Genomic DNA, 26,407 nt, shown 5'->3' with positions numbered 1-26,407 from the left:
TTCCTCGGTGCCGTGACGTGTCGTGAGCGAGCTCCGCACCGTTTTCCTCGGAGAAATCAGAAATCTCGGAGGGTTTCCCCGGGAAGCCTCCGAGATTTCTGACTTCTCCGAGGATTGGTGCGTGCAGCGAGGTCCGGCGCGCGCAGGTCGAGATTCGGTGCCCCGAGGTGAGACACGGAGCGCGAAACCCCCGCGGCCCCGCGGCCCCGCGGCCCCGCGCCCCGCTACCTCCGCGCCGCGAGGGCTACGAGCTCCCGCCGGGCGCCCGTCAGATCGCGCCGGGACCCCCGCCAGATCGCGGTGAGGGGCCGTTCGAGCGGCTCCGGGCCGAGCGGCAGCGCGACGATCCGTCCGAGCCGCACGTCGTCCTGCACGCTCAACTCGCTGAGCACGGCGGGTGCGACCCCCTCGGCGACCGCGCCCCGCACCGCCGCCTCCGTCGCGAGTGCCAGCACGGGCTCGCGGGTGGGGATCCCGAGCCGTCCGCGCACCTCCGCCTCGAACGCGGCCCGGGTGCCGCTGCCGGCTTCGCGCGTCACGAGCGGCACCGCGGCAAGCTCGGCGAGCCCCACCTGGCCGCGCCCAGCCCAGGGATGATCGGGGGACACCGCGGCGATCATGCGATCCTGCCGCAGGAGCGCCGTGCCGAGGCCGTGCGGCAGCTCGGGGGTCTCGATGAACCCCAGGTCGAGCTCGCTGGCCCGCACGGCCGCGATGATCTCGGCGCTGTTCGCGGTGCGGAGCGCGACCGTGGTCGGCGGCCGATCCGCGGCCAGCTGCGCGGATCGCAGCTCGAGCAGCCAGCCGGGCAGGAGGTGCGCGGCGATGGTCTGGCTCGCCCCCACGGTCAGCGCGCGCGACGCGTGTCCCGCGAGGCTCGCGATCCCCTCGTCGAGCCGCGCGGCGGCCGTGAGCACCTCGCGGGTCCACGCCAGCACGGCGTCGCCGGCCGGGGTCGCGGTGACGCCGGCGGGGGAGCGCTCGATGAGCGGCACGCCCACGATCCGCTCGAGCCCCCTGAGCCGGGCCGACACCGCCTGCTGCGTCACCCCGAGCTCGCGCCCCGCGGCTGAGATGCTCCCCGTGCGGAGCGCGGCCTCGAAGCAGCGGAGTTCGGTGAGATCGGGTGCGGCCATGCGCTCAGGATACAAGCTCCGCTTGGATCCCCCAACGAAGCAGTCGCTTCCGCGGAGTGGCCGGGACCGGAACACTGGAGGTATGAAGGTCACCCCACTGCCCACGCTTCCCCGCCGCCTCGTCGCGCGCGGCGTCGACGTGCTGCCCGGCGCGCTCGTCTGCGCCGCGGTCGCCGCCGTCGCCACGGTGATCGGCGGGTGGATCCCGATCCTCGGCTCCGCCATCCCCGCCGTGCTGATCGGCGTCGCGATCGCGCTCGTGCGCCGTCCGAGCGCGCGCCTGCAGCCGGGCATCGGGTACTCGGGCAAGTTCGTGCTGCAGAGCGCGGTCGTGCTGCTCGGAGCGCAGCTCTCGCTGGCGAGCATCGTGCGCGTGGGCGCCGAGTCGCTGCCCGTGATGCTCGCCTCGCTCACAGTGTGCCTGCTGGGCGCGTGGCTCATCGGACGCGCGCTCGGGGTCGAGCGGGATCTGCGCGTGCTCGTCGGCGTCGGCACGGGGATCTGCGGGGCCTCGGCGATCGCCGCGATCTCTCCCGTGATCCGCGCGAAGAGCGCCGACATCGCCTACGCCATTTCGACGGTGTTCCTCTTCAACATCCTCGCGGTGCTGCTCTACCCGGCCCTCGGCCACGCGCTCGGCATGTCGCCCCACGCGTTCGGCCTGTTCGCCGGAACCGCGGTGAACGATACGAGTTCGGTGGTCGCGGCGGCGAGCGTTTTCAGCGCCTCCGCGCTCGGCTTCGCCGTCGTCGTGAAGCTCGTGCGCACGCTCATGATCATCCCCATCAGCATCGGCCTCGCCGTTATGGAGGGCCGCCGATCGGGCCAGGGGGAGCGCTTCACCCTCCGCCGGATCATCGGCCTCGTGCCCTGGTTCCTCGTCGGGTTCCTCGTCGTGGCGACGCTCACCTCGCTGGGGGCCGTCCCGGCGCCCGCGGCGGAGGCGCTCACCCACATCAGCGTGTTCCTCGTCGCCATGGCGCTCGCGGGAATCGGCATGTCGACCGACCTGCGCGCGATCCGCTCGGCAGGATTTACTCCCCTCATCCTGGGCGGGATCCTGTCGGTGCTCGTCGCCGCGACGACGCTCGGCGTGATGGCGCTCACCGGCGCACTGTAGGGGAGCGGCGAAGCTGCGGGCTGTGGGCAGGCGGCAGGGAGAGCGCGTTGGGGCCTCTGATCCCGCCGATTTCCTCGGAGAAATCTGGAATCTCGGAGAGATTCCCGGGGGAGCCTCCGAGATTTTGGATTTCTCCGAGAGAACGGAGAGGGGGCGCGTGAGTGCGCGGGCAAGCGAGCGCGCGGGCCAGCGAGTGCGCGGCCCGGCGAGACCGGGCGGCCCGGCTAGACCGCGCCGCCCGGCGCGGCCGGGGCCAGCAGGCCCGCGAGTTCCACGAGCGTTTCCGTCGTGCCGCCCTCGATGCGCACGCTCGCGCGTGAGTCGGCCGCGGTCGGGCCGCGATTGATCACGCCGACGGGGATCCCGCGCCGCTCGGCGCGATGCAGCAGCCGGACGCCCGTGTTCACCGCGAGGGAGGTGCCCGCGAGGAGGAGTGCGCCTGCCTCGTTCACGAGCCGCTCGGCCTCGGCGAACACGGAAGGAGGGACGACCTCGCCGAAGTACACGACGTCGGGGCGCAGGAGGCCGCCGCAGGCGGGGCAGCGGGGCACGCGCACGGCGTCGAGCTCGCCCACCTCGGCGTCGCCGTCCGGGTTCAGCGGGGCACCGGCGTAGCGCTCGGCGTAGCCGGGGTTCGCTACGTCGAACCAGTGCAGCACCTCGGCGCGGGTCCAGCGGGCGGCGCACTCGGTGCAGCGGATGGTCGCGCCGCTGCCGTGGAGCTCCACGACCGAGCGGGATCCCGCCCGGCGGTGCAGTCCGTCGACGTTCTGCGTGATGACCCCGTCGATCCGGCCCGCGGCCTCGAGTCGTGCGAGGGCGCGGTGCCCGGGGTTCGGCTCGATCGCCTGCATGGGCCCGGCGCCCACGCGCGCCCCCGCCCAGAAGCGGCGGCGGTACGCCGGATCTGCCATGAACTGCTCGATGCTCATGGGGGTGCGCGGCGGGGTGCCTGCGCCGCGGTAGTCGGGGATCCCGGAGTCGGTGCTGATGTCGGCGCCGGTGAGCACCGCGACGGGTCCGTCGGCGAAGAGCCGTGCGAGATCTGCCACCTGGTCCATGTGCGCCCCCTTCGCGGTGCAGCTTACGTGTCCGCTGGTGTCAACGCGACCGGGCCGGGGGTATTCCGCGCGGCGGACACGGCGCGCGGCGGGGACGGCGCGCGGCGGGGGCGGCGCGCGGCGGGCCAGCCTGCGCGGCCTGCGCGCTGCGCGCACGCGCGCAAGACGCGCCCCACGCGCCCCACGCGCCACGCGCGCAAGACGCGCGCCACGTGCGCACCACGCGCACCTCGCGCGCAAGACGAGCACGCGCGCGCCGGATCGCAGCTTGGAGAAAACGTCAGGCGCGGCGACGAAAGCTGTGCCGAAATTCCAAAGCGGGATCCGGGATGCGGCCCTACGCTGGGTCGAGACACGAGAGGACCCGTCATGGATCAGAACACCGCCGCCGCACAGCCCGCCCCGGAAGGCACCCGGCTCGCCGAGCTCTGGGACGTGCTGCCCGAGGAGTCGGCGGTCACCGCCGACGGGGTGCTCGCCATCGGCGGGGTGCCCGTGACCGAGCTGGCCGCGCAGTACGGAACGCCGCTCCACGTGTTCGACGAGGCCGGGCTCCGCCGCCAGATCCGCCGCTTCGTCGACGGGCTCGCGGAGCGCTGGCCCAACTCCGAGGTGCTCTTCGCCTCGAAGTCGCTGCCGATCGTCGGGATGTACCGCGTGGCGCAGGAGGAGGGGCTCTCGGTCGACATCGCGGGCGGTGGCGAGCTGCAGCTCGCGCTCGCGGCCGGAGTGGACCCGGCAAAGCTCCACTTCCACGGCAACGCGAAGTCCGATGCGGAGCTCGAGCTCGCGCTCGCGGCCGGGATCGGCGCGATCGTGGTCGACAACGAGGACGAGCTCGACCGCCTCGAGCGGCTCCTCACCCGACCGCAGGCGATGCTGCTCCGCGTGATCCCCGGCGTCGACGCCGAGACGCACGCCTCCCAGGCCACGGGCGGCTCCCGCTCGAAGTTCGGTCTGCCGATGGACCAGGCGCTGCGCGCCATCGAGCGCATGCGCGCGCACCCGCTCATGGAGTTCGAGGGCGTGCACCTGCACATCGGCTCGCAGATCCTCAACACCCGCCAGTTCGCGGAGGCGGTCGAGAAGATCTCGACCGCGGGCGAGTTCGCCACGTACGACGTGGGCGGCGGGCTCGGAGTGAAGTACACCTACACGGATGACGCCCCGACGGTCGAGGAGTACCTCGACGAGATCGTCGCGGCCGCGCGCGAGCACCTGCCCGAGGGCGCGCGCCTCCTCATCGAGCCGGGGCGCTCGATCGTCGCCCGCGCCGGTGTCACGGTCTACGACGTGCTCTCCGTGAAGCGCACGGGCGACACGTTCGTCGCGGTCAACGGCGGCATGGCCGACATGCTCGACGTCGCGCTCACCGATCAGCGCTTCGAGGCCGTCCTCGCGAACCGCGTGACGGAGCCGTGGGCGGAGTCGGTGCAGCTCGTGGGGCGCCAGTGCGAATCGGGCGACCTGCTCATCGACGGGGCGGCGCTGCCCGAGGCGCGCATCGGTGATCTCGTGGTGCTCGCGACGACCGGCGCCTACTCGTACACGCTCAGCAACAACTACAACGGGGCGCTCCGGCCCGCGATCGTGTTCGTGCAGAACGGTGAGTCGCGGCTCGTCGCGCGTCGCGAGACCTACGAGGACCTGCTGCGGCTCCACGCGCCGGCCATCGAGGCCGCGCGATAGAATCGTCCCCATGACGACCGCGCGCGAACAGCTCATCGACCTCATCACCAGCGAGGCCGTGTTCCACGGCGACTTCACGCTCACGAGCGGGAAGAAGGCCACCTACTACATCGATCTGCGCAAGCTCAGCCTGGACCACCGTGCGGCGCCGCTCATCGGCCAGGTCATGCTCGACCTGATCGCCGATGTCGACGGCGTGGTCGCGGTCGGCGGGCTCACGATGGGTGCGGATCCGATCGCTTCGGCGATCATGCACCAGGGGGTCGCGCGCGGCGAGGTCTACGATTCCTTCGTGGTGCGCAAGGCGCCGAAGGATCACGGCCGCGGCCGTCAGGTCGAGGGGCCGGATCTGCAGGGGAAGCGCGTCATCGTGGTCGAGGACACCTCGACGACGGGCGGCTCGCCGCTGCAGGCCATCGAGGCGCTCGAGAAGGTCGGCGCGGAGATCGCCGCCGTCGCCGTGGTGGTGGATCGCCAGGCGCCCGCCAAGGCGCGCATCGAGGCGGCCGGCTACGAGTACCGCTACGCGATCGGGCTCGAGGATCTGGGGCTCGATCCTCAGTAAGGGACTGCGCTGGTCCGCCGCAGGCGGGGTCCGGAAGGACCCGCTGCGGACGGGCCGGAGGAACGGGTGCGGCCCGGGTGATCATCTCACCCGGGCCGCACCCGTTGTGCGTTGTGCGCGGCGCGGAACGCGACATCCCGCCCCGAATCCATCCGCCGTTGCAATGGCACGTAGCGCATGACGATGGACGTATGTGCTCATCAGGGATTTTTCCGCACACTCTTGTCGCAGTGCTCCAAGTTCTCCCCGTGATCTTTGTCTCGATCCCACGCTTCTCCTCGGCGATCTTCCGCTGATAGCATCATCGTCAGTCGGTCATTTGGTCAGACCAAGTTGTCACCTCGACCGGCTCCAATCCAACGTTTGATGAAGGAGATAATGGTGTCTGTTTCGTTTGAAGCCCGTGTTGCTGAGCTCGGCCTGGAGATCCCCGATTACAGCCAGGGCGGCTACCACGGGACCTACTACGGCTCGATGAAGGCGTACCACCAGACGGGCAACCTGCTGTTCCTGTCGGGCCACGTCGAGGACGCGCTCGGGAAGAACGGCCAGCCGATCCACGCCGGCAAGCTCGGCAAGGACGTCACGATCGAGGAGGGCTACCAGGCCGCTCGCCGCACGGCGCTCAACTGCCTCGGCACGATGCGTCTCGCGCTCGGCTCGCTCGATCGCGTCAAGTGCCTCGTGAACTCGCTCAACTTCGTGGTCGCCGACCCCGATTTCGTCGATGTCAACCTCGTCTCCTCCGGCGCGACGGACCTGTTCCGCGACGTCTTCGGCGAGGAGTTCGGCCTCGGCGGTCGCGCCACCATCGGTGTGACCTCCCTCGCGGCGAACCACTGCTTCGAGAACTGGATGACGATCGAAACGATCGATTGATCGGACGACCGAGGGACGTGAGGATCATGAGCAGCAGGAAACGCGCCGTACTGGCGCTGACCGCGGGTGTCGCGCTGATCGCGCTGAGCGCCTGCTCGTCTGGAAAATCGGGCGGCGAAGAGGGCGGCGGGGGCGAGGGAGCGATCCCGCTCGGCTACACCGCGACCCTCTCCGGCGATTTCGCGAGCTACGGCCTCGAGATGCGCGAGGGGATCGATCTCGCGATCTCCGAGATCAACGCCGCCGGCGGGGTCCTGGGCCGTGACCTCACGACCGAGGTCGTCGATGATGAGGGGAAGCCGGCAAACGGCCCGGTCATCGCCCAGGAGATGTGCGACAACGCGGAGATTCCCGCGGTGCTCGGCTTCAGCTTCTCGAGCGTCGCGCTCTCCGGGCTCCCCATCTACACGCAGTGCGGCCTGCCCATCGTGGCGGCCGCGGTGACCTCGCCCGAGCTGAGCGGCGCGAGCGACATCTTCTTCCGCACCGTGTTCACGGACGCCTACCAGGGCGCCGAGGCGGCGAAGTTCATCTCCGACAACCGCGGTGTGAAGAAGATCGCGATCCTGTACCAGCAGGACGACTACGGCAAGGGCGTCGCCGACTCCTTCTCGGAGGCATTCGAGGCCGCGGGCGGCACGATCACGAGCTCGCAGGCGTACCAGCTGGGCACCGTGAACTTCGGCAGCACCGTCGACTCGGCGCTCAAGGACAACCCCGACGCCGTCTTCATCGGCGGCTTCTACACGGAGGCGGGGAAGATCGTGAACCAGGTCCGCGACGCGGGCTCGGATCTGCCGATCTTCGCCTCGGACGGCGCAGCGAGCCCGCTGTTCATCGACCTCGCGGGGGCGAACGCCGAGGGCGTCGAGGTCTACGCGGCCTTCTCCGCGAGCGACCCGCGCCCCGAGTCGAAGAAGTTCGTCGAGGCGTTCCGCGCCGAGTACGACAAGGACCCGAGTTCCTGGGCCGCGCTCGCCTACGACGCGACGTACGTCGCGGCGGAGGGGATCACGAAGGCCGGGAGCACCGACCGGGCGGCGGTCGCCGAGGCGATCCGCGGCACGAAGGACTACCCGGGCGCCTCGGGCACCATCAGCTTCGACGCTGACGGCAACCGCGTCGGCGAGCTGACCTTCCAGCGAGTGGAAGACGGCGCGTTCGTCGTGATCACGGAGTAACCGGTCTCCGGGGGCGCCGCTCGGCGCCCCCGGAATCGGTGCTCCTCCTCACCACAGATAACGGAGACTTGTGATGCAGGAAATCATGAACGGCCTCGCGGTCGGCGGCATCTACGGACTGCTCGCCGTCGCCTTCAGCATCGTCTACGGCGTGCTCGGGATGGTCAACTTCGCCTTCGGCGAGATCTTCATGTTCGGTGCGTTCGGCGCGTTGGTCGCCGGCCAGACGAACAGCGTGATCGCCGGGCAGTCGATGCCCGGCGCCGCGCTTCCCGGGTGGCTCGCCATCCTCATCGGCCTCGTGGTCGGTTCCCTGATCGGCTGGCTGATCGAGCGGATTGCGTATCGCCCGCTCCGCAGCGCACCGATCCTCTCCATGCTCATCACCGCGATCGCCGTATCAATGCTGCTCCGAGCGGTCGCGACCTTCCTCTTCGGCGCCGCGCAGGTGCCGGTCGCGCGGCCGGATCTCGGCCCGCCCCTCACCTTCCTCGGGGCCCGCGTGCAACCGATCGATGTGGTCGTGCTCGCGGTCGCGGTCCTCGTGACGCTCGCGTTCTGGGCCGTGATCCGCTTCACCCCGATCGGGCGTGCGATCCGCGCGACGGCCGAGGACAAGGACGCCGCCCGGCTCATGGGCATCGGCGTCGACCGGGTGATCTCGACCACCTTCGTGCTCGGCTCGGCGATGGCCGCCATCGCGGGCCTGCTCTACTCCCAGCGCTACGGCTTCGCCGCCGCGACGATGGGCTTCCTCCCCGGGCTGAAGGCGCTCGTCGCCGCGGTGCTGGGCGGGATCGGCAGCATCCCCGGCGCGTTCGTCGGCGGGCTCGTGCTCGGCGTCAGCGAGGAGCTCGCCGCGGCCTACGTCCCCCAGGGATCCGCGTACCGCGACGTGATCGCGTTCGGGATCCTCGTGATCATCCTGTGGCTCCGGCCGCAGGGCCTGCTCGGTCGTCGAGAGGTGCAGAAGGTCTAATCATGTCGAACACTCACACCACACCCATCGTCGTGCTGAAGCCCGATCTCGGGCTGCACCGCTGGCTCTGGCCCGGGGTCTTCCTGATCCTCGGCCTCATCGCCCCGTTCGTCCTCCCGGGCGACAAGTGGGTGCGCGTCGCCGCGCTCGCGCTCGTGTACGTGGCACTCGCCTCCGGCCTGAACATCCTCGTGGGCCTCACCGGCCTCCTCGATCTCGGATTCATCGCCTTCTTCATCGTCGGCGCCTACACCGCGGCGATATTCACGGTCAGCACCTTCGGGCCGGCGCTCGCCGAGAACCCTGCGGCGCTCGCCTGGGTGCTCCCCATCAGCGTCGTCGCGGCGATCGTGTTCGCCGGCATCGCGGGGTCCATCATCGGGTACCCCACGCTCCGGGCCCGCGGCGACTACCTCGCGATCATGACGCTCGCGTTCGGCGAGATCGTGCGCATCGTGTCGATCAACTGGACCGAGTTCACGGGCGGCGCGGTGGGTATCCGCAACATCCCCTCGCTCAGCCTGAGTGGCGGCGCCGTGCCCCCGACGACCACCTACTACGTGATCCTCGTGGTCGTGGTGCTGCTGGTCGTGGCCCTCGCCTCGCTCATCGCCTCGCCGGTGGGCCGCGCGTGGGTCGCGATCCGGGAGGACGAGCTCGTCGCCTCCTCGATGGGCATCCGCACCCGCCGCTACAAGCTCCTCGCCTACGTGGTGGGCGCCGCGACGGCGGGCGTGATCGGGGTCTTCTTCGCGCACATGAACCAGTTCGTGAATCCCGACAGCTTCACCCTCGAGGACAACTTCATCGTGCTCAGCCTCGTGATCCTCGGCGGCGCCGGGACACTCTGGGGCCCGATCACGGGCGCGGTGCTCTGGATCTTCTTCCAGGCGGTCGCGAAGGACATCCCGCTCATCCAGGCCCACCCCGAGTTCCGCACGGGCATCCTCGCGCTCATCGTGGTGGTGCTCATGATCCTCCGCCCCGGCGGCATCGTGTCGAAGCGGCTCGAGCTCACCCGGGCGCGGGGCGGCCAACTGCCGCCGGCCGGGACGCTCGCCCCCGCCGAGACCGCGGGGCCGGCCCCGGCGGCGGGTGAGCCGGTGCTGCGCATCCGCGAGGTGAAGCAGGTGTTCGGCGGCCTCACCGCCCTCGAATCCGTCTCCTTCGACCTTCGCCACGGCGAGGTGCTCGGGCTCATGGGGCCGAACGGCGCCGGGAAGTCCACGCTCCTCAACGCGATCTCGGGGGTGACGCGCGCCACGTCGGGGGCCATCGAGCTCGGCGGCGAGCGCACGGAGCGCCTCGAGTCGAACGCCGTGGCGACCCGGGGGATCGCCCGCACGTTCCAGACGGTGCGCTTGTTCTGGGACATGACGGTGCTCGAGAACCTGCTCGTGGGCGGGCATTCGCGCCTCGCCGGCTTCGTGCCGAAGTTCCTGTCCCCGTTCCCGTTCGTGCGGCGCGGGGAGCGGGTCACGGTCGCCGAGGCGGAGGAGGTGCTCGCCTTCGTCGACGCCTGGGAGTTCCGGGATCGGCGGGCGTCCTCGCTCGACGCGTACCAGCAGCGCCGCGTGGAGATCGCGCGGGCGCTCATGACCCGGCCGCGCGTGCTGCTGCTCGACGAGCCGGCCGCCGGTCTCAACGAGAGCGAGACGCGCGATCTCGCGACCCTCATCGCGCGGATCCGGGAGCACGGCATCGACGTGATCCTCATCGAGCACGACATGGATCTCCTCATGGGGGTCTCGGATCGGATCGTGGTGCTCGACCACGGGGTCATCATCGCCGATGGCACCCCGGCGGAGATCCGCACGAACCCTGCCGTGCTCGAGGCCTACCTGGGGAGTGATGCAGCATGAAGATGCTCGAAGTCGACGAACTGAACGTGCGCTACGGCGTGGTCCGCGCGGTGCTCGATGCGAGCCTGCATGTGGACGACGGCGAGCTCGTGGTCGTGGTCGGGGCGAACGGCGCGGGGAAGAGCAGCCTGCTGCGCGCGGTCGCGGGGCTGAACAAGCACCGCGGCGGGATCAGCTTCGCGGGCGACTCGATCTCGGGGCTCCGGGCGGAGCAGCGCGTGAAGCGCGGGCTCTCGCTCGTGCCCGAGGGGCGGCACATCTTCGGCCGCATGAGCGTGCTCGAGAACCTGCAGGTGGCGCACTGGGGCGCACGGACGAACCTTCCTGCGGGTATCGCGGACGTGTTCGCGCGCTTCCCCCGCCTGGAGGAGCGGAAGCACCAGGTGGCGGCGACCCTCTCGGGCGGGGAGCAGCAGATGCTAGCGCTCTCGCGGGCGCTGATCCGGCAGCCGCGGCTCCTGATGCTCGACGAGCCCTCGATGGGGCTCGCCCCGAAGATCGTGGCGCAAATGTTTGAGATCATTAGTGAGATCAACGCCGCGGGCACGAGCGTGCTCCTCATCGAGCAGAATGCTCGGATGGCGCTCTCCATCGCCCATCGCGGGTACCTGATGGAGACGGCCACGCTCTCCGGCGGCGGGGATGCACGTGTGATGCTTGAGGACGAGCGGCTGCACGAGGCCTACTTCGGCAAGAGCTCCGAGAGCCGGGACGAGTGACGGCCTCCCTCGGGAGACGCACTTCCGCGCGGGCAGCGACTGAGTGAGATTGGTGGACAGCATGGACTGGGGTTCGATGAGCCGAGGCGAGACGCTCTCGGTGCCCGACCGTCTCTCGGTCGATCTTGAGCGGCTGATCCTGGAGGGCGATCTCGCCCCGGGGGAGAAGCTCCCGGCCGAGCGCGAGCTCGCGCAGCTGCTGAGCGTCTCCCGGGTGTCGGTGCGCGAGGCGCTCCGCGAGCTCGAGAACCGCGGCCTGATCGATCGCAAGCCGGGCCGCGGCACGATCATCCTCGCGCCGGGCGAGGCCGCGAGCGCCTCTGACGAGGTGATCGAGGCGTTCTCCGCGATGCGCACCGAGCTCACCGACATCATGGAGCTGCGTGCCATCGTGGAGCCGCCGATCGCGCGGATCACGGCGGTGCGGGCGCAGCCGCGCGACCTCACCCAGCTCGAGGAGCTCGTGAAGGCGATGGAGGTCGACGTGACGAAGGAGCGGTACGCGGAGCTCGACCGGGCGTTCCACCAGGCCATCGCCCAGTACACGCACAACCCGCTCCTCTCCCTCATCAACGAGCAGATCGCGAACCAGATCGCGCCGAGCCGCGCCAGCCGCTACCAGACGAAGGCGCGCAGGCAGGCCTCGAGCGTGGCGCACCGCCGCATCTACGAGGCGATCGCCGCGCGCGACGGCGCGCGGGCCGAGGAGGAGGCCCGGGCGCACGTGCTCGACATCAGCAAGGAGATCGCGAAGGCGGTCGGAGAGCCGGGAGGGGCGTAGCATGCCACAGGAATCCGTGCGCCCCCGGGGCGCCATCTCGACCTCGCACCACCTCGCGACCGAGGCGGGCGCCGCGGTCCTCGCGGCGGGCGGCAACGCGGTCGATGCGGCCCTCGCCGCCGCCGCGGCGCTCTGCGTGGTCTACCCGAACAACGTCGCCCTCGGCGGGGATCTCGTCGCGCTCGTCCGCAGGCCCGATGGAGAGATCCGCTTCCTGAACGCGACGGGGGCGGCTCCCGCGGCGCAGACGCTCACGGCGCTGCGGGAAGCGCACGGCGAGGCACTTCCGCTCCGCGGCATCGACACGGTCACCGTGCCGGGCGGCGTGTGCGGTTGGAACTCGCTCCACGAGTACGGGGCGACCCGGCCCTGGGCCGATCACTTCGCGGCCGCGATCCGCCTCGCCGAGGACGGCTTCCCGAACTCGCGCTCGGTCGCGGCCGCCCTGGTCGACGATCGGGCGACGCTCGAGCAGGATCCCGGCGCGCGCGCCGTCTTCTACCCCGGCGGCGAGCCGATCGCCGAGGGCGCGCCGCTCGTGCAGCCGGCGCTCGCCCGCACGCTGCGCCGCCTCGCCGCGGGCGGCTCCGGCGAGTTCTACGCGGGGGAGACTGCGGAGCGCTGGATCGCGGGCCTGCAGCGCCTGGGATCGAAGATCACCCTCCAGGACGCCGCCGACTACGAGGCCTACTGGGCCGAACCGCTTGAGGGCGAGTACGCCGGCCTCCGCGTGCTCACGGGGCCGCCGAACACCTCGGGCTTCATGCTCTTGCGCGCGCTCGAGGCGGTCGCCGCGGGCATCGAGGATCCCCTCGGCGCCGGGGCGGGCGCGCTCGCGAGCGCGTTCCACGACGCGAACGCGATCCGCGCGAGCCACCTCGCCGACCCGCGCTTCGGCGGCGCGACGGGCGCGGAGCTCGTTGGCATGGCGGCGCCCGCGTCGCCCGTTCCCGGGGCGGCGAAGGCGAGCGGCGACACGGTCGGCTTCGCCGCGGTGAGCGACGACGGCTGGGCGGTCTCCTGCATCAACTCCGTCTACTGGAGCTTCGGCGCGCACATCCTGGAGCCCGAGACCGGCATCCTGTTCCAGAACCGGGGCACCTCGTTCTCGCTCGACCCCGCGTCACCGAACGCCTTCGCCCCGGGCAAGCGCCCGCGCCACACGCTCATGCCCGTGCTCGTGCTGCGCGGCGACGAGCTGGCCTGGGTGCCCGCGACGATGGGCGGAGCCGCCCAGCCGCAGATCCACACCCAGCTGCTGCTCCGCTCGCTCGCGGGGGCCTCCCCGCACGAGGCCACCCACGCGCCGCGCTGGATGGTCGAGGAGTGGCGCGGCATCGGCCCCGTCTCGGTTATGGCGGAGTCGGACGTGCCCGCGGCCACGCGCGCCGCCCTCGCCGCCTCAGGCTTCGCCGTCACCGAGGTGCCCCCGCGCACGGAGGACCTCGGCCACTCGAACGTGATCCGCGTGACGCCGGACGGCTACGAGGCCGCGAGCGATCCGCGCTCCGACGGTTCCGCGATCGTCGTGCCGGCGCCGGGCTGAGCGAGCAGGCCGTCCGGCCTGCAGCACCCCACCGCACCCCGCACACGCTCTCCCAGAATCGACGCTCCATGACTCAGACTCCCCGCTCCAGCTTCATCGTCCTCGCCCTGCTCGGCGCCCTCACCGGACTCCTCTCCGGCGTCTTCGGGATCGGCGGCGGCGTGGTGCTCGTCCCGATGCTCGTGATGTTCCTCGGCTTCCAGCAGCGCCTCGCGGCCGGCACCTCGGTCGCCGCGATCCTGCCGGCCGCGGTCGTGGGCGGAATCGGCTACGCGGTGCAGGGGAACGTCGACTGGATCACCGCGATCGCGCTCGCGGCCGGGGTGATCGTGGGCGCGCAGATCGGCAGCTACCTGCTCTCGCGGGTGCCCACTGGCTTCCTGCGCTGGCTCTTCATGGGCTTCCTCGCCGCGGTCGTCGTGAGCCTGTGGTTCGTCGTGCCGCAGCGCGATGCCGAGATCGAGAAGAGCACGCTCATCATCGTGCTGCTCGTCGTCACGGGCCTCGTCACGGGCGTGCTCTCCGGGCTGCTCGGCGTCGGCGGCGGCGTGGTGGTCGTCCCGGTGCTCATGTTCTTCTTCGGGGCGAGCGACCTCATCGCGAAGGGCACCTCGCTCATCATGCTCATCCCCGGCTCGATCTCGGGCACGATCGGCAACGCGCGCCGCCGCAACGTCGACCTCCGGGCCGCCGCCATCCTCGGCATCGCGGCGAGCGTGCTCTCGCCGCTCGGCTCCGTGATCGCGACGCACATCCCGCCGTTCTGGTCGAACGTCGCGTTCTCGCTGCTCCTTGCCTTCGTGCTCGGGCAGATGCTCTGGAAGACGATCAAGAAGTAACCGGTCGCGGGGCCGGGGCGCTCAGCCCCGGCTGAGGAGCCGGCCGCCGCGCTTGCGCGCCTCGACGATGAGGTCGGTGCGCAGATGCGTGACGTCGCTCGACCACACGGGGTGCGCGAGGAGGGCGTAGAGCTCGGCGTGCGTGGCCGCCGTGAGGTTCAGCACGAGCTGGTAGTCGCCCGTGATCGCGGCGGCGTAGCGCACCTCGGGCCACGCACTGAGCTGCTGCCCGAGCGCCTCCACGCGGTGCGGGGGCACCTGCACCCAGAGCATCGACTCGACGGGGTAGCCGACGAGCGAGGGCTCGACGAGCGCTCGGATCGAGCACTGGCCCGATCCGAGCAGCCACTCGAGCCGGCGGGCCACCGAGGTCTCGCTCATCTTCGTGCGGCGGGCGAGCGCCTCGAGGCTCACGCGGCCGTCCTCCCGCAGCGCGCGCAGGATCTCGTCGTCCTTCGGCCCGCGGCTCTCGGGGAGGGTCCACTCCGTGCGGTCGTGTCCCGTGCGCGCGAGGAGCGTCTGCTCCTCGGCTGGTGTGAGCGCGCCGCTGCGCCAGCCGCGGATCGTCTTGAAGTACTTCAGCACGGGGAACGCCGCGAAGCTCCGCAGCCCGGCCGTCGCGGGGAGCTGGAGCGTGAGGAGCTCCCGGAGGTTGTCGTGGTAGCCGATCTCGGCAACGACCTCCGCCCGTCCCGTCGTGAGGTAGCAGAACGTTACGTCGTGTCGCTGCGCGAGCGCCTCGCTGCTGAGGAGCGCGGTGCCCGCGGTGCTCTCGCACGCGAGGATCATCTGGTGCTCGTAGTGCGTCACGGCGGCGACGACGACACGGCCGCTCTCCAGGAGATCCGAGCCGTGCCGCGCCACCGTGCGCTCGGGCTCGCCGAGCGCCTCAGCGATCTTCCGCCAGGAGGCCCGGCCGTCCACCTGGAGCGCGGCCACGATGCGCTGCTGCAGCGGATTGAGCCCGGGTGTGGCCATCTCGCAGTCCTCCTCGACCGGTCGTGCTCGGATCCGAGCAGCAGTAGTCTAGCGACGCTGCGCGACGTCCTCGGGGCGGAGCTTCGCGAAGCCCGTGGCCTGCTCGTACGCGGCCGCCCACTGCAGCAGCTGCGGGTCGCGGTAGTGATTCGCGGCGAGCTGCCACCCGACGGGAAGGCCCGCGGAGGTGAAGCCGCCGGGCATCGCGAGCACGGGCAGGCTCGTCGCCGACAGCACGCACGCGGAGCGCATCCAGTCGAGGTAGGTCTCGGCCGCGACGCCCGCGATCGTCTCGGGCCAGCGCCAGCTCGCATCGAACGGGAGCACCTGCGCCGCGGGGCTGAGGAAGGCGTCGAAGCGCGAGAAGAACGCCTGCACGGCGGCCTCCAGCCGGGTCCGGGCGGCCTGCGCCGAGATGAGCTCGGCGGCGCTCAGCCGCTGCCCGGTCTCCACGTTCCAGATCACCTCGGGCTTGATCACGTCGCGGTGCTCGGCGAGGAGCGGCCCGATCCCGGTCGCGAAATCGTAGGCGCGGGTCACCTGGAAGACCTCGTCGGCGTCTGAGAAGTCGATGCTCGCCTCCTCGAGGATCGCGCCGGCCTCCTCGAACACGCGCAGCTGTCCGCGCAGCACGTCGACGATCTCGGGCTCGACGGGCATGCCGATCCCGAAGTCGAAGCTGTAGCCGATGCGCACCCCGCGCAGATCGGGGAGCGGCGTGCCGAAGTCTGACGGCGTAAGTGGGCTCGGGTTCGGCAGCGCCGTCGGCCCCGTGCTCGCGCGCATGAAGAGCGCCAGGTCCTCCACGCTGCGCGCCATCGGGCCGGAGCGCGCGAGCCAGGTGTAGGCGTTCGTCGCGCCCTCCATCGGGATCACCCCGTAGGAGGGGCGCAGCCCGTAGACGTTGCAGAACGACGCCGGGATGCGGAGGGAACCGCCCATGTCCGAGCCGTCGCCGAACGCCTGGATGCGCGACGCCACGACCGCGGCGACGCCGCCCGAGGAACCGCCCGCCGAGCGATCCGGCGCGTAGGGGTTCGTGGTCGTGCCGAACAGATCGTTGAAGGTGTGCGATCCCGCGCCGAACTCGGGCACGTTCGTCTTCCCCGTGCGGATCGCCCCCGCTGCCGAGAGCCGCGCGATCTGCAGATCGTCGCGCTCGGGGGTGTGGTGCTCGAGCGCGAGGGAGCCCTGCGTGGAGCGCAGGCCGGCCGTGTTGAAGGTGTCCTTGTGTGTCATCGGGAGGCCGTGCAGGATCCCCGTCGGCTCCCCGCGCGCGGTGCGCTCGTCGGCCGCGGCCGCGAGCTCGGTAGCCCGCTCGAAATCGGTCGTGATCACGGCGTTCACGGGCGCGTTGCGCTGCTCGATCGCGGTGATGTGGCTCGCAAGCGCCTCCCGGGCGGAGAGATCGCGGCGGCGGATGAGGTGGGTGACCTCGACCGCGCTCAGGTTCTGGATGTCCATCGGTATCGGGTGCCTTTCGCCGTTGAAATGCGGATGCCCCCACCCTGCCGGAACTCGCACCGCCCACGAAGCGGAAAGCCGGGAAACCGCCGGAACGGGGGGACTCGCCACATCCGTGGCCGATTCGCCCAGGCTCTTGTCGGCGGGCAGGCTTCTCCCGCAGGGTGATCGGAAGATTTCTCGTCTTGATCGCATGAGATGCAAAGGAGCACAACATGCCGACAGCTGCGCCGTACCGATTTGCGGACCCCGGATCCACCGACATCTGGGCGATCGCGAACTCGCCGATCCTCTGGGTGTTCGCCCTCGGGGTCTTCGGGGTGATCTTCGTCCAGACCTTCCTTTACATCCGCGCCGCCCGCACGGCGGCCGCGGGGATTGACATGCCGCTCAAGGAGATCCGCGAGTCGTACCGGGCCGGCGCGGTCGCGTCGATCGGGCCCTCGCTCGCCGTCGTGCTCGTCGCGATCGCGCTGCTCGCGCTCTTCGGCACCCCCGCCGTGCTCGTGCGGATCGGGCTCATCGGCTCGGCCGCGACCGAGACGGCCTCCGCCGGGATCGCCGCGACGAGCATGGGCGCCGAGCTCGGCGCGGACAGCTACACCCAGCAGGTGTTCGCCGTCGCCTTCATGGCGATGAGCCTCTCGGGCGGCATGTGGATGCTCTGCACGCTGCTCCTCACCCCGATCCTGAAGCGCGGCTCGCAGACCCTCGGCAAGCGCAACCCCGCCGTCATGGCGCTCATCCCCGCCGCCGCGCTGCTCGGCGCCTTCTCGATGCTCGCCGTCGCGGAGACGGGCAAGTCGTCCCTGCACCTGCTCCTTGTGCTCATCTCGGCCGGGGTGATGGCGCTCTGCCTGCTCATCGCGAAGCTGCTGCAGCTCAAGTGGCTGAAGGAGTGGGCGCTCGGCTTCTCGATCCTCGTCGCCCTCTTCGTCGCCTTCCTCCTCCACACCCCCGTCGCCGCCTAAGCACTCAGGAGCATCGCCATGGAACTCACCACCGCCGACGCCGCGATGGACCGATTCGATCGCCAGACGAGCCGTTACGGCTCGGCGACGATGGTCCTCGGCCTGCTGCTCTCGCTCGCCGGCCCCTTCTACCTGTTCTTCTTCACCGACCTCGAGCTCAGCTGGCCCATGGTGCTCACCGCGTTCGTCGCGGTGGCCGCGACTTTCGGCGTGTTCTGGATCGTCGAGCCCGTCACCTACTACCCGATCCTCGGCTCGGCCGCGATGTACCAGGCCTTCATGATCGGCAACATCTCGAACAAGCTGCTGCCCGCAGCGATCGTCGCGCAGTCGAGCATCGGCGCGAAGCCCGGATCCCGCCGCGGCGACCTCGCCTCGGTCATGGCGATCTGCGGCGCGGCGACGGTGCACCTCGTCAGCCTGCTCCTCTTCGTCGGCGTGCTCGGCAGCTGGCTCGTCTCCGTGATCCCCGCGGAGCTCATCGAGGTGGCGCGACTCTACATCCTCCCCTCGCTCATGGGCGCCGTGCTCGTGCAGGCCATCGTCTCGATGAAGCAGCTGCGCCCCACGATCATCGCGATCGCCCTGGCGCTCCTCATGCAGTTCGTCGTGGTCCCCGTCGCCCCCGCGCTCGGCATGTTCGCGACCGCGATCGTCGTGCTGCTCTCCATCGTCCTCTCGCTCGTAATCCGGGACCGCGCGAGCACCCCGCCGGCCGAGGACGAGGCCCTCGTCAACTAGCGCGGCGTCGCGCCATCGAAAGGACCGCACCATGCTGACCACCCACCTCACCGCCGCAGAGCGCGAGCACCTCCACGAGAGCTACCGCCACCTGCACCGCACCCCCGAACTGTCGATGCAGGAGCACCGCACGGCGGAGTTCATCGAGGCCCGCCTCGCCGAGCTCGGCATCGAGCACTTCCGCTGCGGCGGCACGGGCGTCGTCGGGATCCTCCGCAACGGCGACGGGCCCGTCGTCGGCTTCCGTGCCGACACCGACGGCCTGCCCATCCAGGAGGACACGGGCGCCGACTACGGCTCGACCGCGACGGGCACCCTCGACGACGGCACCGTCGTGCCCGTGATGCACGGCTGCGGGCACGACACGCACGTCGCCGCGGCGCTCGCCGCAGCCGCGCTCCTCGCCCGCCAGCCGGGGGAGTGGAGCGGCACCGTCGTCTGGGTGTTCCAGCCGGGGGAGGAGACCGCCGCGGGGGCCGCCGCGATGGTCGCCGACGGGATCTGGGAGCGCGCGCCCCGCCCCACCGTCGTGCTCGGGCAGCACGTCTTCCCCGCGGCCCCCGCGGGCAGCGTCGCCCTCGCGACGGGCCCCGCGATGGCGATGGCCGACGCACTGCGCATCACCGTGCACGGCAAGCAGTCGCACGGCTCGCAGCCGCAGGACTCGATCGATCCCATCGTGCTCGGCGCCCACATGGTCACCCGGCTGCAGACGATCGTCTCGCGCGAGCTGCCGCCGCAGTCGCCCGCCGTGGTCACCTGCGGCACCTTCCACGCTGGGCTGAAGGAGAACATCATCCCCGCGGCGGCCGAGTTCACCCTGAACATCCGCACCCTCGGCACGGACATCCGCGCGCACGTGCTCGGCGCGATCACGCGGATCGTCAACGCCGAGGCCGAGGCCTCGGGTGCCCCGCGGCCCACGATCGAGGAGATCTACCGCTTCCCGCAGCTCACGAACGACGAGCGGGAGTCGGAGGCCGTGCGCGCCGTGCTCGAACGCGAGCTCGGCGCGGGGAACGTGCTGCGGATCCCGCCCGCCATGGGGTCCGAGGACTTCGGCACCCTGCCCGACAGCATCGGGGTGCCCGGCGTCTACTGGTTCTTCGGCGGCTTCGCCGAGGGCACGGTCGATCCGCCGGTGAATCACTCGCCCCACTTCCTCCCCGACCTCGAGCCGACGCTCAGCACGGGAGTGAGCGCGGCCGTCGCCGCCATCGGGCACTACCTCGCGCCCCGCGCGTGATCGACATCGTCAGCAGGAAGGAAGGGTCGGAGCTATGAACCAGGGATCGTTGGATGGGATGCTCGTGGTGGATCTGTCGCGCGCGCTCGCGGGCCCGCACGCCGGGCAGATGCTGGGGGACCTCGGCGCACGGGTCATCAAGGTGGAGGCGCCGGCCGGCGGCGACGATACGCGCTCCTGGGGGCCGCCCTTCGTGACGGGCGCCGACGGCGCCGACTACTCCACCTACTTCCTCTCCTGCAACCGCAACAAGGAATCGATCGCCCTCGACCTGAAGAGCGACGACGGCCGCGCCGTGCTCACCGAGCTCCTCGCCCGCGCCGACGTGCTCATCGAGAACTTCCGCACCGGGGTGATGGACCGCCTCGGCTTCTCCACCGCCCGCCTTGCAGCGCTCAACCCGCGCCTCGTGCAGCTCTCCATCACGGGCTTCGGGCACGACGGCCCCGAGGGCGGCCGCGCGGGGTACGACCAGATCGTGCAGGGGGAGGCCGGACTCATGTCGCTCACGGGCTCCCGCCCCGACGACCCGCAGCGGGTCGGCACGCCGATCGCCGACCTGCTCGGCGGGATCCACGGCGTCGTCGGCGTGCTCGCCGCCCTCGTCGAGCGGGCCCGCACGGGCGTCGGCCGCGTGGTGCGCACCTCGCTGCTCTCCTCGGTGATCGGCGTCCACGCGTTCCAGGGCACGCGCGCGACGGTCGCCGGCGAGCGGCCGCTCGCACAGGGTAACCACCACCCCTCGATCGCACCCTACGGGCTCTTCCACTGCCGCGACGGCGCGGTGCAGATGAGCGTCGGCAGCGAGCGCCTCTGGCAGGCATTCTGCGCCGAGTTCGGGATCGCCGCCGATGCTCCGGGCTTCGGCTCGAACGCGGAGCGGGTCGCCGCGCGCGCGGAGACGATCCGCACCGTCGAGGCCGCCTTCGCGGACAGCGACACGGAGCCGCTCCTCGCCCGGCTCGCGGCCGCGGGGATCCCCGCGGGCCGCGTGCGGAGCCTGCCCGAGGTGTACGCGTGGGATCAGGTGCGCTCGCAGGGGCTCGTCGTCGAGGTGGACCACGCCGCGCTCGGCGCGATCTCGCTGCCCGGGCCGGCGCTGCGCTTCTTCGATGTCGACGGCGACGGCGAGACGGAGCGCGCCCGCACGGCGCACACCGCCCCGCCCACGCTCGACCAGCACGGCGATGAGATCCGCGCCTGGCTCGCGGAGACCGCCGACCGAGCGCCCGCCGACCGAGCCCCCGCCGACCGGGCGCCCGCAGCGACGGGGGCGAGCGCGTGAGCGCCGAGCGGCGCTCCGCGCGCGAGCTGATCGAGCTCATCGCGGATCCGGGAAGCTACGTCAGCTGGGACACCCCGCCCGAGCAGCCGGAGCTCGGCGATGCGTACCGCGCCGAGCTCGCGGCCGCCGCGGAGCGGAGCGGGGCCGACGAGTCGATCCTCACGGGCGAGGCGCTCGTCGACGGGCGCCGCGTCGCACTCATCGCCTGTGAGTTCCGCTTCCTCGCGGGCTCCGTGGGCACCGCGGCCGCCGAGCGCTTCGTGCGCGCCCTGGAGCGGGCGACGGCCGAGCGGCTTCCCGTGCTGGCCTCGCCCGCATCGGGCGGCACCCGGATGCAGGAGGGCACGGTCGCCTTCGTCGCGATGGTGAAGATCGCCGCCGCGGTGGCCGCGCACAAGGCGGCGTGCTTGCCGTATCTCGTCTACCTGCGCCACCCCTCGACGGGCGGAGCCCTCGCCTCCTTCGGCTCACTCGGCCAGGTCACGGTCGCGGAGCCCGGGGCGCTCGTCGGCTTCCTGGGCCCGCGCGTCTACGAGGCGCTCACGGGGGAGGCGTTCCCCTCGGGCGTGCAGGCCGCGGAGAATCTCGCGCGCCTCGGGCTCATCGACGGCGTGCTCCCCGCGCGGGAGCTCCGCGACGTGGTGAGCCGCACGCTGCGGCTCCTCGAGCGGCCCACGCATCAGGAGCTCGTCGAGCTCGCGGAGACGCCGGGCGCCGCGCACGAGCTTGCGCAGGGGTCCGCAGACGCCTGGGCCTCGATCACCCGCACGCGCGATCCGCGCCGCCCCGGCCTCCGCGAGCTGCTCCGCACGGCCGCGACCGATGTCGTGCCGCTCTCGGGCACGGGACAGGGGGAGCGCGATCCCGGGCTCACGCTCTGCCTCGCGCGCTTCGGCGGCGTTCCCGCCGTCGTCGTGGGCCAGGACCGGCGCTCCCAGCGCACGCGCGCCCCGCTCGGCCCCGGGGCGCTGCGCGCCGCCCGCCGCGCGATGCGCCTCGCCGACGAGCTCCAGCTGCCGCTCATCACCGTGATCGACACGCCCGGCGCCGCGCTCTCGCAGGCGGCCGAGGAGGGCGGGCTCGCCGCCGAGATCGCGCACTGCCTCGCGGACCTCGCGAAGCACCGCGGGCCCACGCTCTCGATCCTGCTCGGCGAGGGCACGGGCGGCGGCGCGCTTGCGCTGCTCCCCGCGGACCGCACGCTCGCGGCGGAGCACGCCTGGCTCTCGCCGCTCCCGCCCGAGGGGGCCTCGGCCATCGTGCACCGGGACACGGCGCACGCGCCAGAGCTCGCGGCGCAGCAGGGCGTCGAGACCGGCAACCTCGTCGCGCACGGCATCGTGGACCGCGTGATCGCGGAGCACCCGGACGCGGCGGACGAGCCGGAGGCCTTCAGCCGCCGGATGGGCGACGCGATCGCGCAGGAGCTCGCGGGCCTGCAACTCCAGAACGAGGAGCACCGCCGGCTGCGCCGCCACGACCGCTACCGCCGCCTCGGGGCGTAGGGGAGGGAGCTCAGAACACCTGGGGTGCCGAGCGGGTGCCGAGCGGGGCTTCGAAGCGGGGCCGGTCGAGCCAGCGGCGGAGTTTGAGTCCCGCATGGAGCTCAAGCCGCACGAGCGGGTCCAGCGGATCCGCATCGATAATCGCGGCGATGCGCTGGAGATGGTTGTAGACGCTGGTGCGGTGCATGTGCAGTGCGTCCGCGACCCGCTGCATGGTGCCGGGAGAGTCGTAGACGCGTTCCAAGATCCGCAGCCGTTCCTCACCCTCGGGTGCGCTGGCGATGCGCTGGATCCGCTCGGGCACATGCGCCGTCACCGCGTGCGCGAGGAGCCGGTAGATGCCCACGTGGTCGAAGCGGTGCGTGGTGAGCGCGGGGTCGACGACGGACGCCTGGAGCGCCGTGACGGCCTGGCGGTAGGCCGGGCGCAGCTCCGAGGCTTCGCTGATGGGCGCGCTCACACCGTAGGCGACCTCGCGTTCCTGCCGCGCGGAGGTGCGCAGCTCGAGGGCGATGGACAGTCGCTCGGCGAACGGCTCGATGAGGCTCCGGTTCGGAATGAGGAACACGCCGTGCTGATCGGTGCTGAAACCGACGACCTCCGGGCCTTCGAGCGGAGAGGCCGCCGCGTGGACGGCCCGGGCAGCATCCTGCAGCGCGTGCGCGTAGGCCAGTGCGGGAAGGGTCTCAGCGTTCTTCTGCGCCGCGGCGCTCGAGAATACGATCAGGTGCGTGTCGTGATCGGGGCGCATGCGCTCGGCGAGCTCTTCATGGACGACGTCGCCCTGCCCGCTCACCAGATCCTGGAAGTCCCGATTCGCCGCCGAGGCGATTCCGCTCGGCGTGCCGAGTGCGAGGAGTACCCGTTCGGCGAGCCGCTCCGTCTCGCTGTGCCGCTGCTCCAGCTCGGCGAGCAGTGGCTCCAACGCGTCCTCGGCGCTGTTCGCCTGCACCCAGAGGTAGCCGACGCGCACCCCGCGCACGAGCAGCGGGATGCAGATCCGGGGCAGCAGGCCGTTCTCGGGATCGCCTGGCACGGTAAAGGGCCGCGTGCGCGTGCTGATGCCGTGCTTCGATTCCCAGATCTTTGCGTGGGAGGGCACTGACTTCGAGAGCACGGCGTCGATTCGCACGCGATCCGTGGTCGGCACGATCGTGCTGTACGCCACGACGCGACCCGCGACGTCGTCGAGCGAGACGTTTCTGCCGGTGCTCTCGGATACGAGGGAGACGACTTCGTCCAGTTCCCGCTGCTGCACGGCTGAGGCCCTTTCGTTGGGGAGGTGGTGGGGCACAGGCGGACCCCGTCCCATGCTTCGACAATTGTCGAACTTCCGGTGGTGAATCGTCAACACTTCTCGTGCGTTTCGCCGCGGCAACTTCCCTAATCTCAGAGGCGAACGGCCGCGACAGGACTCTGCAGGCCCAATTTTCAATGACGAAAGCGAGCACATCGTGGCAGGACAGCTGGGCTTCATCGGCCTCGGAAATATCGGCAGTCGGGTGGTTCCGCACCTGCTCGCGGCGGGGCATGGCGTGGCCGTGTCTGACCTCAACGCCGAAGCCGTTGCGGCGCTCGTCGCGCAGGGCGCGACCGCCGCGGAGTCCGCCGCGGAGGCAGCAGCGCAGGCGGAGATCGTGTTCCTGAGCCTGCCGTCGCCCGCGATCGTCCGCGCGGTCGTTGCGGGTGAGCGCGGCGTGCTGCAGGGTGCGCGTCCCGGCACCATCATCATTGATCACAGCACGATCGACCCCGAGACTTCTCGCGAACTCGCTGCGCGTGCCGCGGAGGCAGGAGTCACCTACCTCGATGCGCCGGTGAGCGGTGGAGTGCAGGGGGCTGAAGCGGGAACGCTTGCGGTGATGGCGGGAGGGAACGCCGAGGCGTTCGAGCGCGCGCGCCCGGTGATCGAGGCGTACGCGAGCAATGTGTTTCTGGTGGGGGAGACCGGGAGCGGCCAAGCGATCAAGCTCGCGAATAACATCATCACGGCGATCAACATCGCCGCGCTCGGCGAAGGCCTGAGCGCGGCGGTAGCGGCGGGCGTGGAACTCGATACGGCCGCCCGGGTCCTCTCGACCAGCTCGGCGAACAGCCACGTGCTGTCGAGCTACTTCCCCCGCACGCTCTTCACGGAGGACCGTCCCACTGGGTTCGCGCTCGACTTCATGCTGAAGGACATCAAGCTCTTCCTCACCTCTGCGGCGCGCACCGAATTGCCCACCCCCGTCTCGAACGTGGTGGGCGACCTCTTCCGCATCGGTCATCGCGACGGTCGTGGGGCGAAGGACTTCACCAGCGTGGTCGAGTTCTACGAGGACTTCACCGGCACTCGACTCCAGACGAAGGAAGCAGGCATCGCATGATTGTTCGGACCGCACTCGACGCGGACACCACGACCGCACCCGAGGTTCCGCAGCTGATCGGCGGTGAGTGGCGCGCGGCGCAGAGCGGCGCGTGGACCGCGGTCGAGAACCCGGGTCGCAAGCAGACTCTCGCCTTCGTCCCCGCCTCCGACGAGCGCGATGTCGACGCCGCGGTGAGCGCGGCGCAGGCGGCGTTCGCGACGTGGGGGCGCCTGCCCGCTCGCGATCGGGGCCGGATGCTGCTCGCGATCGGCGACCGGATCGCTGAGCAGCAGGAGGAGCTCGCGCGCCTCATCGCCTCGGAGACGGGCAACGCGCTGCGCACGCAGGCGCGAGGTGAGGCCGCCTCGGGCGCAGACATCTTCCGCTTCTACGGCGAAGTCGCCTCCCAGCAGAAGGGTGAGACTCTGCCGTTTGGGGACGGACTGCTGAGCTACACGGTGCGCGAACCGATCGGGGTGGTGGGCGGGATCGTGCCCTGGAACGCTCCGGTGACGCTGTCCTCGCTGAAGATCGCGATGGCCCTGATGACGGGCAACACGCTCGTCCTCAAGGCCGCGGACCTCGCGCCGCTCGCCGTGCTCCGCGTCGCGGAGTGGGCGAACGAGATCCTGCCCCCGGGAGTGCTCAACGTGCTGACGGGTTCCGGCAGCGTTGCGGGCGCGGCGCTCGCCCGCCATCCACGGGTCGCCAAGCTCACCTTCACCGGCTCCACCGGAGTCGGCAAGGACATCATCTCCGCCGCGGCAGACCGGATCGCCCCCGTGACGCTCGAGCTGGGTGGGAAGTCGCCCGCGATCGTGTTCCCCGACTCGAATGATGCCGAGACCGTGCAGCACGTCATCAATGCCATGCGCTTCACCCGTCAGGGGCAGTCGTGCACGGCGGGCTCGCGGCTGTACGTGCACGAGAGCATCATCGAGGACTTCGTGCCGAAGCTCGTCGAAGCCCTCGGGAAGCTGCGCGTCGGCGATCCGCTCGACGAGGCTTCGGACATCGGCGCGATCGTGAACGCGCACCAGCACGCTACCGTCCTGTCCTACATCGCCGGAGCGGTTGAAGCCGGCGGCGAGCTCGCCACCGGCGGAACGGCAAACCCCGCCGACCGGGAGGGGTATTACGTGGCCCCGACCGTGATCCTCGGGGCTCAGGCGGACTGGGCCGTCACCCGCGAGGAAGTCTTCGGACCCGTGCTGGTGGTCATTCCCTGGTCCGACGAGGAGCAGGTGATCGAGTGGGCGAACGACAGCGACTACGGTCTCGCCGGCTACGTGTTCACCCGCGACGTCTCGACAGCGCTCCGCACCGCCAACCGGCTCGAGGCCGGGTGGATCCAGGTGAACCGCGGCGGCGGGCAGCTGCCTGGAATGTCGTACGGCGGGAACAAGCAGAGCGGGCTCGGTCGGGAATACTCGGTCGATGGTGCGCTCGAGAGCTTCACCAACGTGAAGAACATCACTATCGCCATCTCGGCGTAGGCACCCGGCACGCTGC

At 71.1% G+C, this 26,407-nt stretch carries 23 protein-coding genes; 18 read left to right on the top strand and 5 right to left on the bottom strand.

Annotation, left to right across the window (positions count from 1 at the left end; genetic code table 11):
• Positions 1-224: 224 nt before the first annotated feature.
• Positions 225-1,136, bottom strand: a complete 912-nt coding sequence (locus U874_RS0110255; protein ID WP_025134450.1) for a LysR family transcriptional regulator — start codon at positions 1,134-1,136, stop codon at positions 225-227.
• 82 nt (positions 1,137-1,218) lie between these two features.
• On the opposite strand from U874_RS0110255, the gene U874_RS0110250 reads away from it, so the two are divergent.
• Entirely contained in the window at positions 1,219-2,256 is a 1,038-nt protein-coding gene (locus U874_RS0110250; RefSeq protein WP_025134449.1) for a YeiH family protein, read from the top strand.
• Between the two features lie 224 nt (positions 2,257-2,480).
• On the opposite strand, the gene U874_RS0110245 is transcribed toward U874_RS0110250, so the two are convergent.
• On the bottom strand, positions 2,481-3,317 hold the full coding sequence (locus U874_RS0110245; RefSeq protein WP_025134448.1) for a Sir2 family NAD-dependent protein deacetylase: 837 nt from the start codon (positions 3,315-3,317) through the stop codon (positions 2,481-2,483).
• Positions 3,318-3,686: 369 nt separating this feature from the next.
• Between U874_RS0110245 and lysA the strand changes: the two genes are divergently transcribed.
• The 10 genes from lysA to U874_RS0110195 all read left to right on the top strand — a co-directional run bounded on the left by lysA (position 3,687) and on the right by U874_RS0110195 (position 14,357).
• Positions 3,687-5,006 carry a diaminopimelate decarboxylase gene (gene lysA, locus U874_RS0110240; RefSeq protein ID WP_025134447.1) on the top strand — a complete coding sequence of 440 codons (1,320 nt, stop codon included), beginning with the start codon at positions 3,687-3,689 and terminating at the stop codon, positions 5,004-5,006.
• Positions 5,007-5,016: 10 nt separating this feature from the next.
• The gene (pyrE, locus tag U874_RS0110235) at positions 5,017-5,571 is read left to right on the top strand and encodes an orotate phosphoribosyltransferase (protein ID WP_025134446.1); all 555 of its coding nucleotides are present in this window, start codon (positions 5,017-5,019) and stop codon (positions 5,569-5,571) included.
• Between the two features lie 381 nt (positions 5,572-5,952).
• On the top strand, positions 5,953-6,450 hold the full coding sequence (locus U874_RS0110230) for a RidA family protein (RefSeq protein ID WP_051582877.1): 498 nt from the start codon (positions 5,953-5,955) through the stop codon (positions 6,448-6,450).
• A gap of 26 nt (positions 6,451-6,476) precedes the next feature.
• Positions 6,477-7,631 carry an ABC transporter substrate-binding protein gene (locus U874_RS0110225; RefSeq protein ID WP_025134444.1) on the top strand — a complete coding sequence of 385 codons (1,155 nt, stop codon included), beginning with the start codon at positions 6,477-6,479 and terminating at the stop codon, positions 7,629-7,631.
• A 73-nt stretch (positions 7,632-7,704) separates the two neighbouring features.
• Positions 7,705-8,610: a branched-chain amino acid ABC transporter permease gene (locus U874_RS0110220; protein WP_025134443.1), complete on the top strand. Its 906-nt coding sequence runs from the start codon at positions 7,705-7,707 to the stop codon at positions 8,608-8,610.
• Positions 8,611-8,612: 2 nt separating this feature from the next.
• Positions 8,613-10,472 carry an ATP-binding cassette domain-containing protein gene (locus U874_RS0110215; RefSeq protein ID WP_025134442.1) on the top strand — a complete coding sequence of 620 codons (1,860 nt, stop codon included), beginning with the start codon at positions 8,613-8,615 and terminating at the stop codon, positions 10,470-10,472.
• A 2-nt stretch (positions 10,473-10,474) separates the two neighbouring features.
• Positions 10,475-11,191: an ABC transporter ATP-binding protein gene (locus tag U874_RS0110210; RefSeq protein WP_025134441.1), complete on the top strand. Its 717-nt coding sequence runs from the start codon at positions 10,475-10,477 to the stop codon at positions 11,189-11,191.
• A gap of 76 nt (positions 11,192-11,267) precedes the next feature.
• On the top strand, positions 11,268-11,972 hold the full coding sequence (locus U874_RS0110205; protein WP_232755909.1) for a FadR/GntR family transcriptional regulator: 705 nt from the start codon (positions 11,268-11,270) through the stop codon (positions 11,970-11,972).
• A gap of 1 nt (position 11,973) precedes the next feature.
• Positions 11,974-13,518, top strand: a complete 1,545-nt coding sequence (locus U874_RS0110200; RefSeq protein ID WP_029988196.1) for a gamma-glutamyltransferase family protein — start codon at positions 11,974-11,976, stop codon at positions 13,516-13,518.
• Between the two features lie 68 nt (positions 13,519-13,586).
• Positions 13,587-14,357, top strand: coding sequence for a sulfite exporter TauE/SafE family protein (locus tag U874_RS0110195; RefSeq protein ID WP_025134438.1), 771 nt, complete (start codon positions 13,587-13,589; stop codon positions 14,355-14,357).
• Between the two features lie 21 nt (positions 14,358-14,378).
• On the opposite strand, the gene U874_RS0110190 is transcribed toward U874_RS0110195, so the two are convergent.
• The gene (locus U874_RS0110190; RefSeq protein ID WP_025134437.1) at positions 14,379-15,335 is read right to left on the bottom strand and encodes an Lrp/AsnC family transcriptional regulator; all 957 of its coding nucleotides are present in this window, start codon (positions 15,333-15,335) and stop codon (positions 14,379-14,381) included.
• Between the two features lie 48 nt (positions 15,336-15,383).
• On the bottom strand, positions 15,384-16,805 hold the full coding sequence (locus U874_RS0110185; protein WP_025134436.1) for an amidase family protein: 1,422 nt from the start codon (positions 16,803-16,805) through the stop codon (positions 15,384-15,386).
• A gap of 209 nt (positions 16,806-17,014) precedes the next feature.
• On the opposite strand from U874_RS0110185, the gene U874_RS0110180 reads away from it, so the two are divergent.
• The 5 genes from U874_RS0110180 to U874_RS0110160 are packed head-to-tail and all read left to right on the top strand — an operon-like array spanning position 17,015 to position 22,547.
• Positions 17,015-17,770: a DUF5058 family protein gene (locus tag U874_RS0110180; protein ID WP_025134435.1), complete on the top strand. Its 756-nt coding sequence runs from the start codon at positions 17,015-17,017 to the stop codon at positions 17,768-17,770.
• Positions 17,771-17,788: 18 nt separating this feature from the next.
• A complete protein-coding gene (locus U874_RS0110175) occupies positions 17,789-18,511 on the top strand; it encodes a hypothetical protein (RefSeq protein ID WP_036058080.1) in 723 nt (240 codons plus the stop codon).
• Between the two features lie 31 nt (positions 18,512-18,542).
• Positions 18,543-19,757, top strand: a complete 1,215-nt coding sequence (locus U874_RS0110170; protein WP_025134433.1) for an amidohydrolase — start codon at positions 18,543-18,545, stop codon at positions 19,755-19,757.
• A gap of 34 nt (positions 19,758-19,791) precedes the next feature.
• A complete protein-coding gene (locus U874_RS0110165) occupies positions 19,792-21,042 on the top strand; it encodes a CaiB/BaiF CoA-transferase family protein (RefSeq protein ID WP_025134432.1) in 1,251 nt (416 codons plus the stop codon).
• Positions 21,039-22,547, top strand: a complete 1,509-nt coding sequence (locus tag U874_RS0110160; RefSeq protein ID WP_025134431.1) for a carboxyl transferase domain-containing protein — start codon at positions 21,039-21,041, stop codon at positions 22,545-22,547. Before U874_RS0110165 ends, U874_RS0110160 begins: the two co-directional genes overlap by 4 nt.
• 10 nt (positions 22,548-22,557) lie before the next feature.
• Here U874_RS0110160 and U874_RS0110155 read toward each other — a convergent pair whose 3' ends face one another.
• Positions 22,558-23,805 (bottom strand): CdaR family transcriptional regulator, encoded by a 1,248-nt coding sequence (locus U874_RS0110155; protein ID WP_025134430.1) that lies wholly within the window; start codon positions 23,803-23,805, stop codon positions 22,558-22,560.
• A gap of 196 nt (positions 23,806-24,001) precedes the next feature.
• On the opposite strand from U874_RS0110155, the gene U874_RS0110150 reads away from it, so the two are divergent.
• Together U874_RS0110150 and U874_RS0110145 are read left to right on the top strand one after the other, a co-directional pair.
• Entirely contained in the window at positions 24,002-24,913 is a 912-nt protein-coding gene (locus U874_RS0110150; protein WP_025134429.1) for an NAD(P)-dependent oxidoreductase, read from the top strand.
• On the top strand, positions 24,910-26,391 hold the full coding sequence (locus tag U874_RS0110145) for an aldehyde dehydrogenase family protein (protein WP_025134428.1): 1,482 nt from the start codon (positions 24,910-24,912) through the stop codon (positions 26,389-26,391). The genes U874_RS0110150 and U874_RS0110145 overlap by 4 nt, the downstream gene beginning before the upstream one ends.
• Positions 26,392-26,407: the final 16 nt, after the last annotated feature.

This window comes from Leucobacter sp. PH1c (assembly GCF_000633415.1).
Classification (GTDB): Bacteria; Actinomycetota; Actinomycetes; order Actinomycetales; family Microbacteriaceae; genus Leucobacter.
Note: the sequence above shows the minus strand (reverse complement) of the source record. Positions and strands in the feature narration are given on the sequence as shown.

Excerpts from the sequence above, each read along its gene's own strand:
- U874_RS0110255 (WP_025134450.1), bottom strand. The coding sequence starts at position 1,136 with ATGGCCGCACCCGATCTCACCGAACTCCGCTGCTTCGAGGCCGCGCTC.
- U874_RS0110250 (WP_025134449.1), top strand. The coding sequence starts at position 1,219 with ATGAAGGTCACCCCACTGCCCACGCTTCCCCGCCGCCTCGTCGCGCGC.
- U874_RS0110245 (WP_025134448.1), bottom strand. The coding sequence starts at position 3,317 with ATGGACCAGGTGGCAGATCTCGCACGGCTCTTCGCCGACGGACCCGTC.
- lysA (WP_025134447.1), top strand. The coding sequence starts at position 3,687 with ATGGATCAGAACACCGCCGCCGCACAGCCCGCCCCGGAAGGCACCCGG.
- pyrE (WP_025134446.1), top strand. The coding sequence starts at position 5,017 with ATGACGACCGCGCGCGAACAGCTCATCGACCTCATCACCAGCGAGGCC.
- U874_RS0110225 (WP_025134444.1), top strand. The coding sequence starts at position 6,477 with ATGAGCAGCAGGAAACGCGCCGTACTGGCGCTGACCGCGGGTGTCGCG.
- U874_RS0110220 (WP_025134443.1), top strand. The coding sequence starts at position 7,705 with ATGCAGGAAATCATGAACGGCCTCGCGGTCGGCGGCATCTACGGACTG.
- U874_RS0110215 (WP_025134442.1), top strand. The coding sequence starts at position 8,613 with ATGTCGAACACTCACACCACACCCATCGTCGTGCTGAAGCCCGATCTC.
- U874_RS0110210 (WP_025134441.1), top strand. The coding sequence starts at position 10,475 with ATGCTCGAAGTCGACGAACTGAACGTGCGCTACGGCGTGGTCCGCGCG.
- U874_RS0110205 (WP_232755909.1), top strand. The coding sequence starts at position 11,268 with ATGAGCCGAGGCGAGACGCTCTCGGTGCCCGACCGTCTCTCGGTCGAT.
- U874_RS0110200 (WP_029988196.1), top strand. The coding sequence starts at position 11,974 with ATGCCACAGGAATCCGTGCGCCCCCGGGGCGCCATCTCGACCTCGCAC.
- U874_RS0110195 (WP_025134438.1), top strand. The coding sequence starts at position 13,587 with ATGACTCAGACTCCCCGCTCCAGCTTCATCGTCCTCGCCCTGCTCGGC.
- U874_RS0110190 (WP_025134437.1), bottom strand. The coding sequence starts at position 15,335 with ATGGCCACACCCGGGCTCAATCCGCTGCAGCAGCGCATCGTGGCCGCG.
- U874_RS0110180 (WP_025134435.1), top strand. The coding sequence starts at position 17,015 with ATGCCGACAGCTGCGCCGTACCGATTTGCGGACCCCGGATCCACCGAC.
- U874_RS0110175 (WP_036058080.1), top strand. The coding sequence starts at position 17,789 with ATGGAACTCACCACCGCCGACGCCGCGATGGACCGATTCGATCGCCAG.
- U874_RS0110170 (WP_025134433.1), top strand. The coding sequence starts at position 18,543 with ATGCTGACCACCCACCTCACCGCCGCAGAGCGCGAGCACCTCCACGAG.
- U874_RS0110165 (WP_025134432.1), top strand. The coding sequence starts at position 19,792 with ATGAACCAGGGATCGTTGGATGGGATGCTCGTGGTGGATCTGTCGCGC.
- U874_RS0110145 (WP_025134428.1), top strand. The coding sequence starts at position 24,910 with ATGATTGTTCGGACCGCACTCGACGCGGACACCACGACCGCACCCGAG.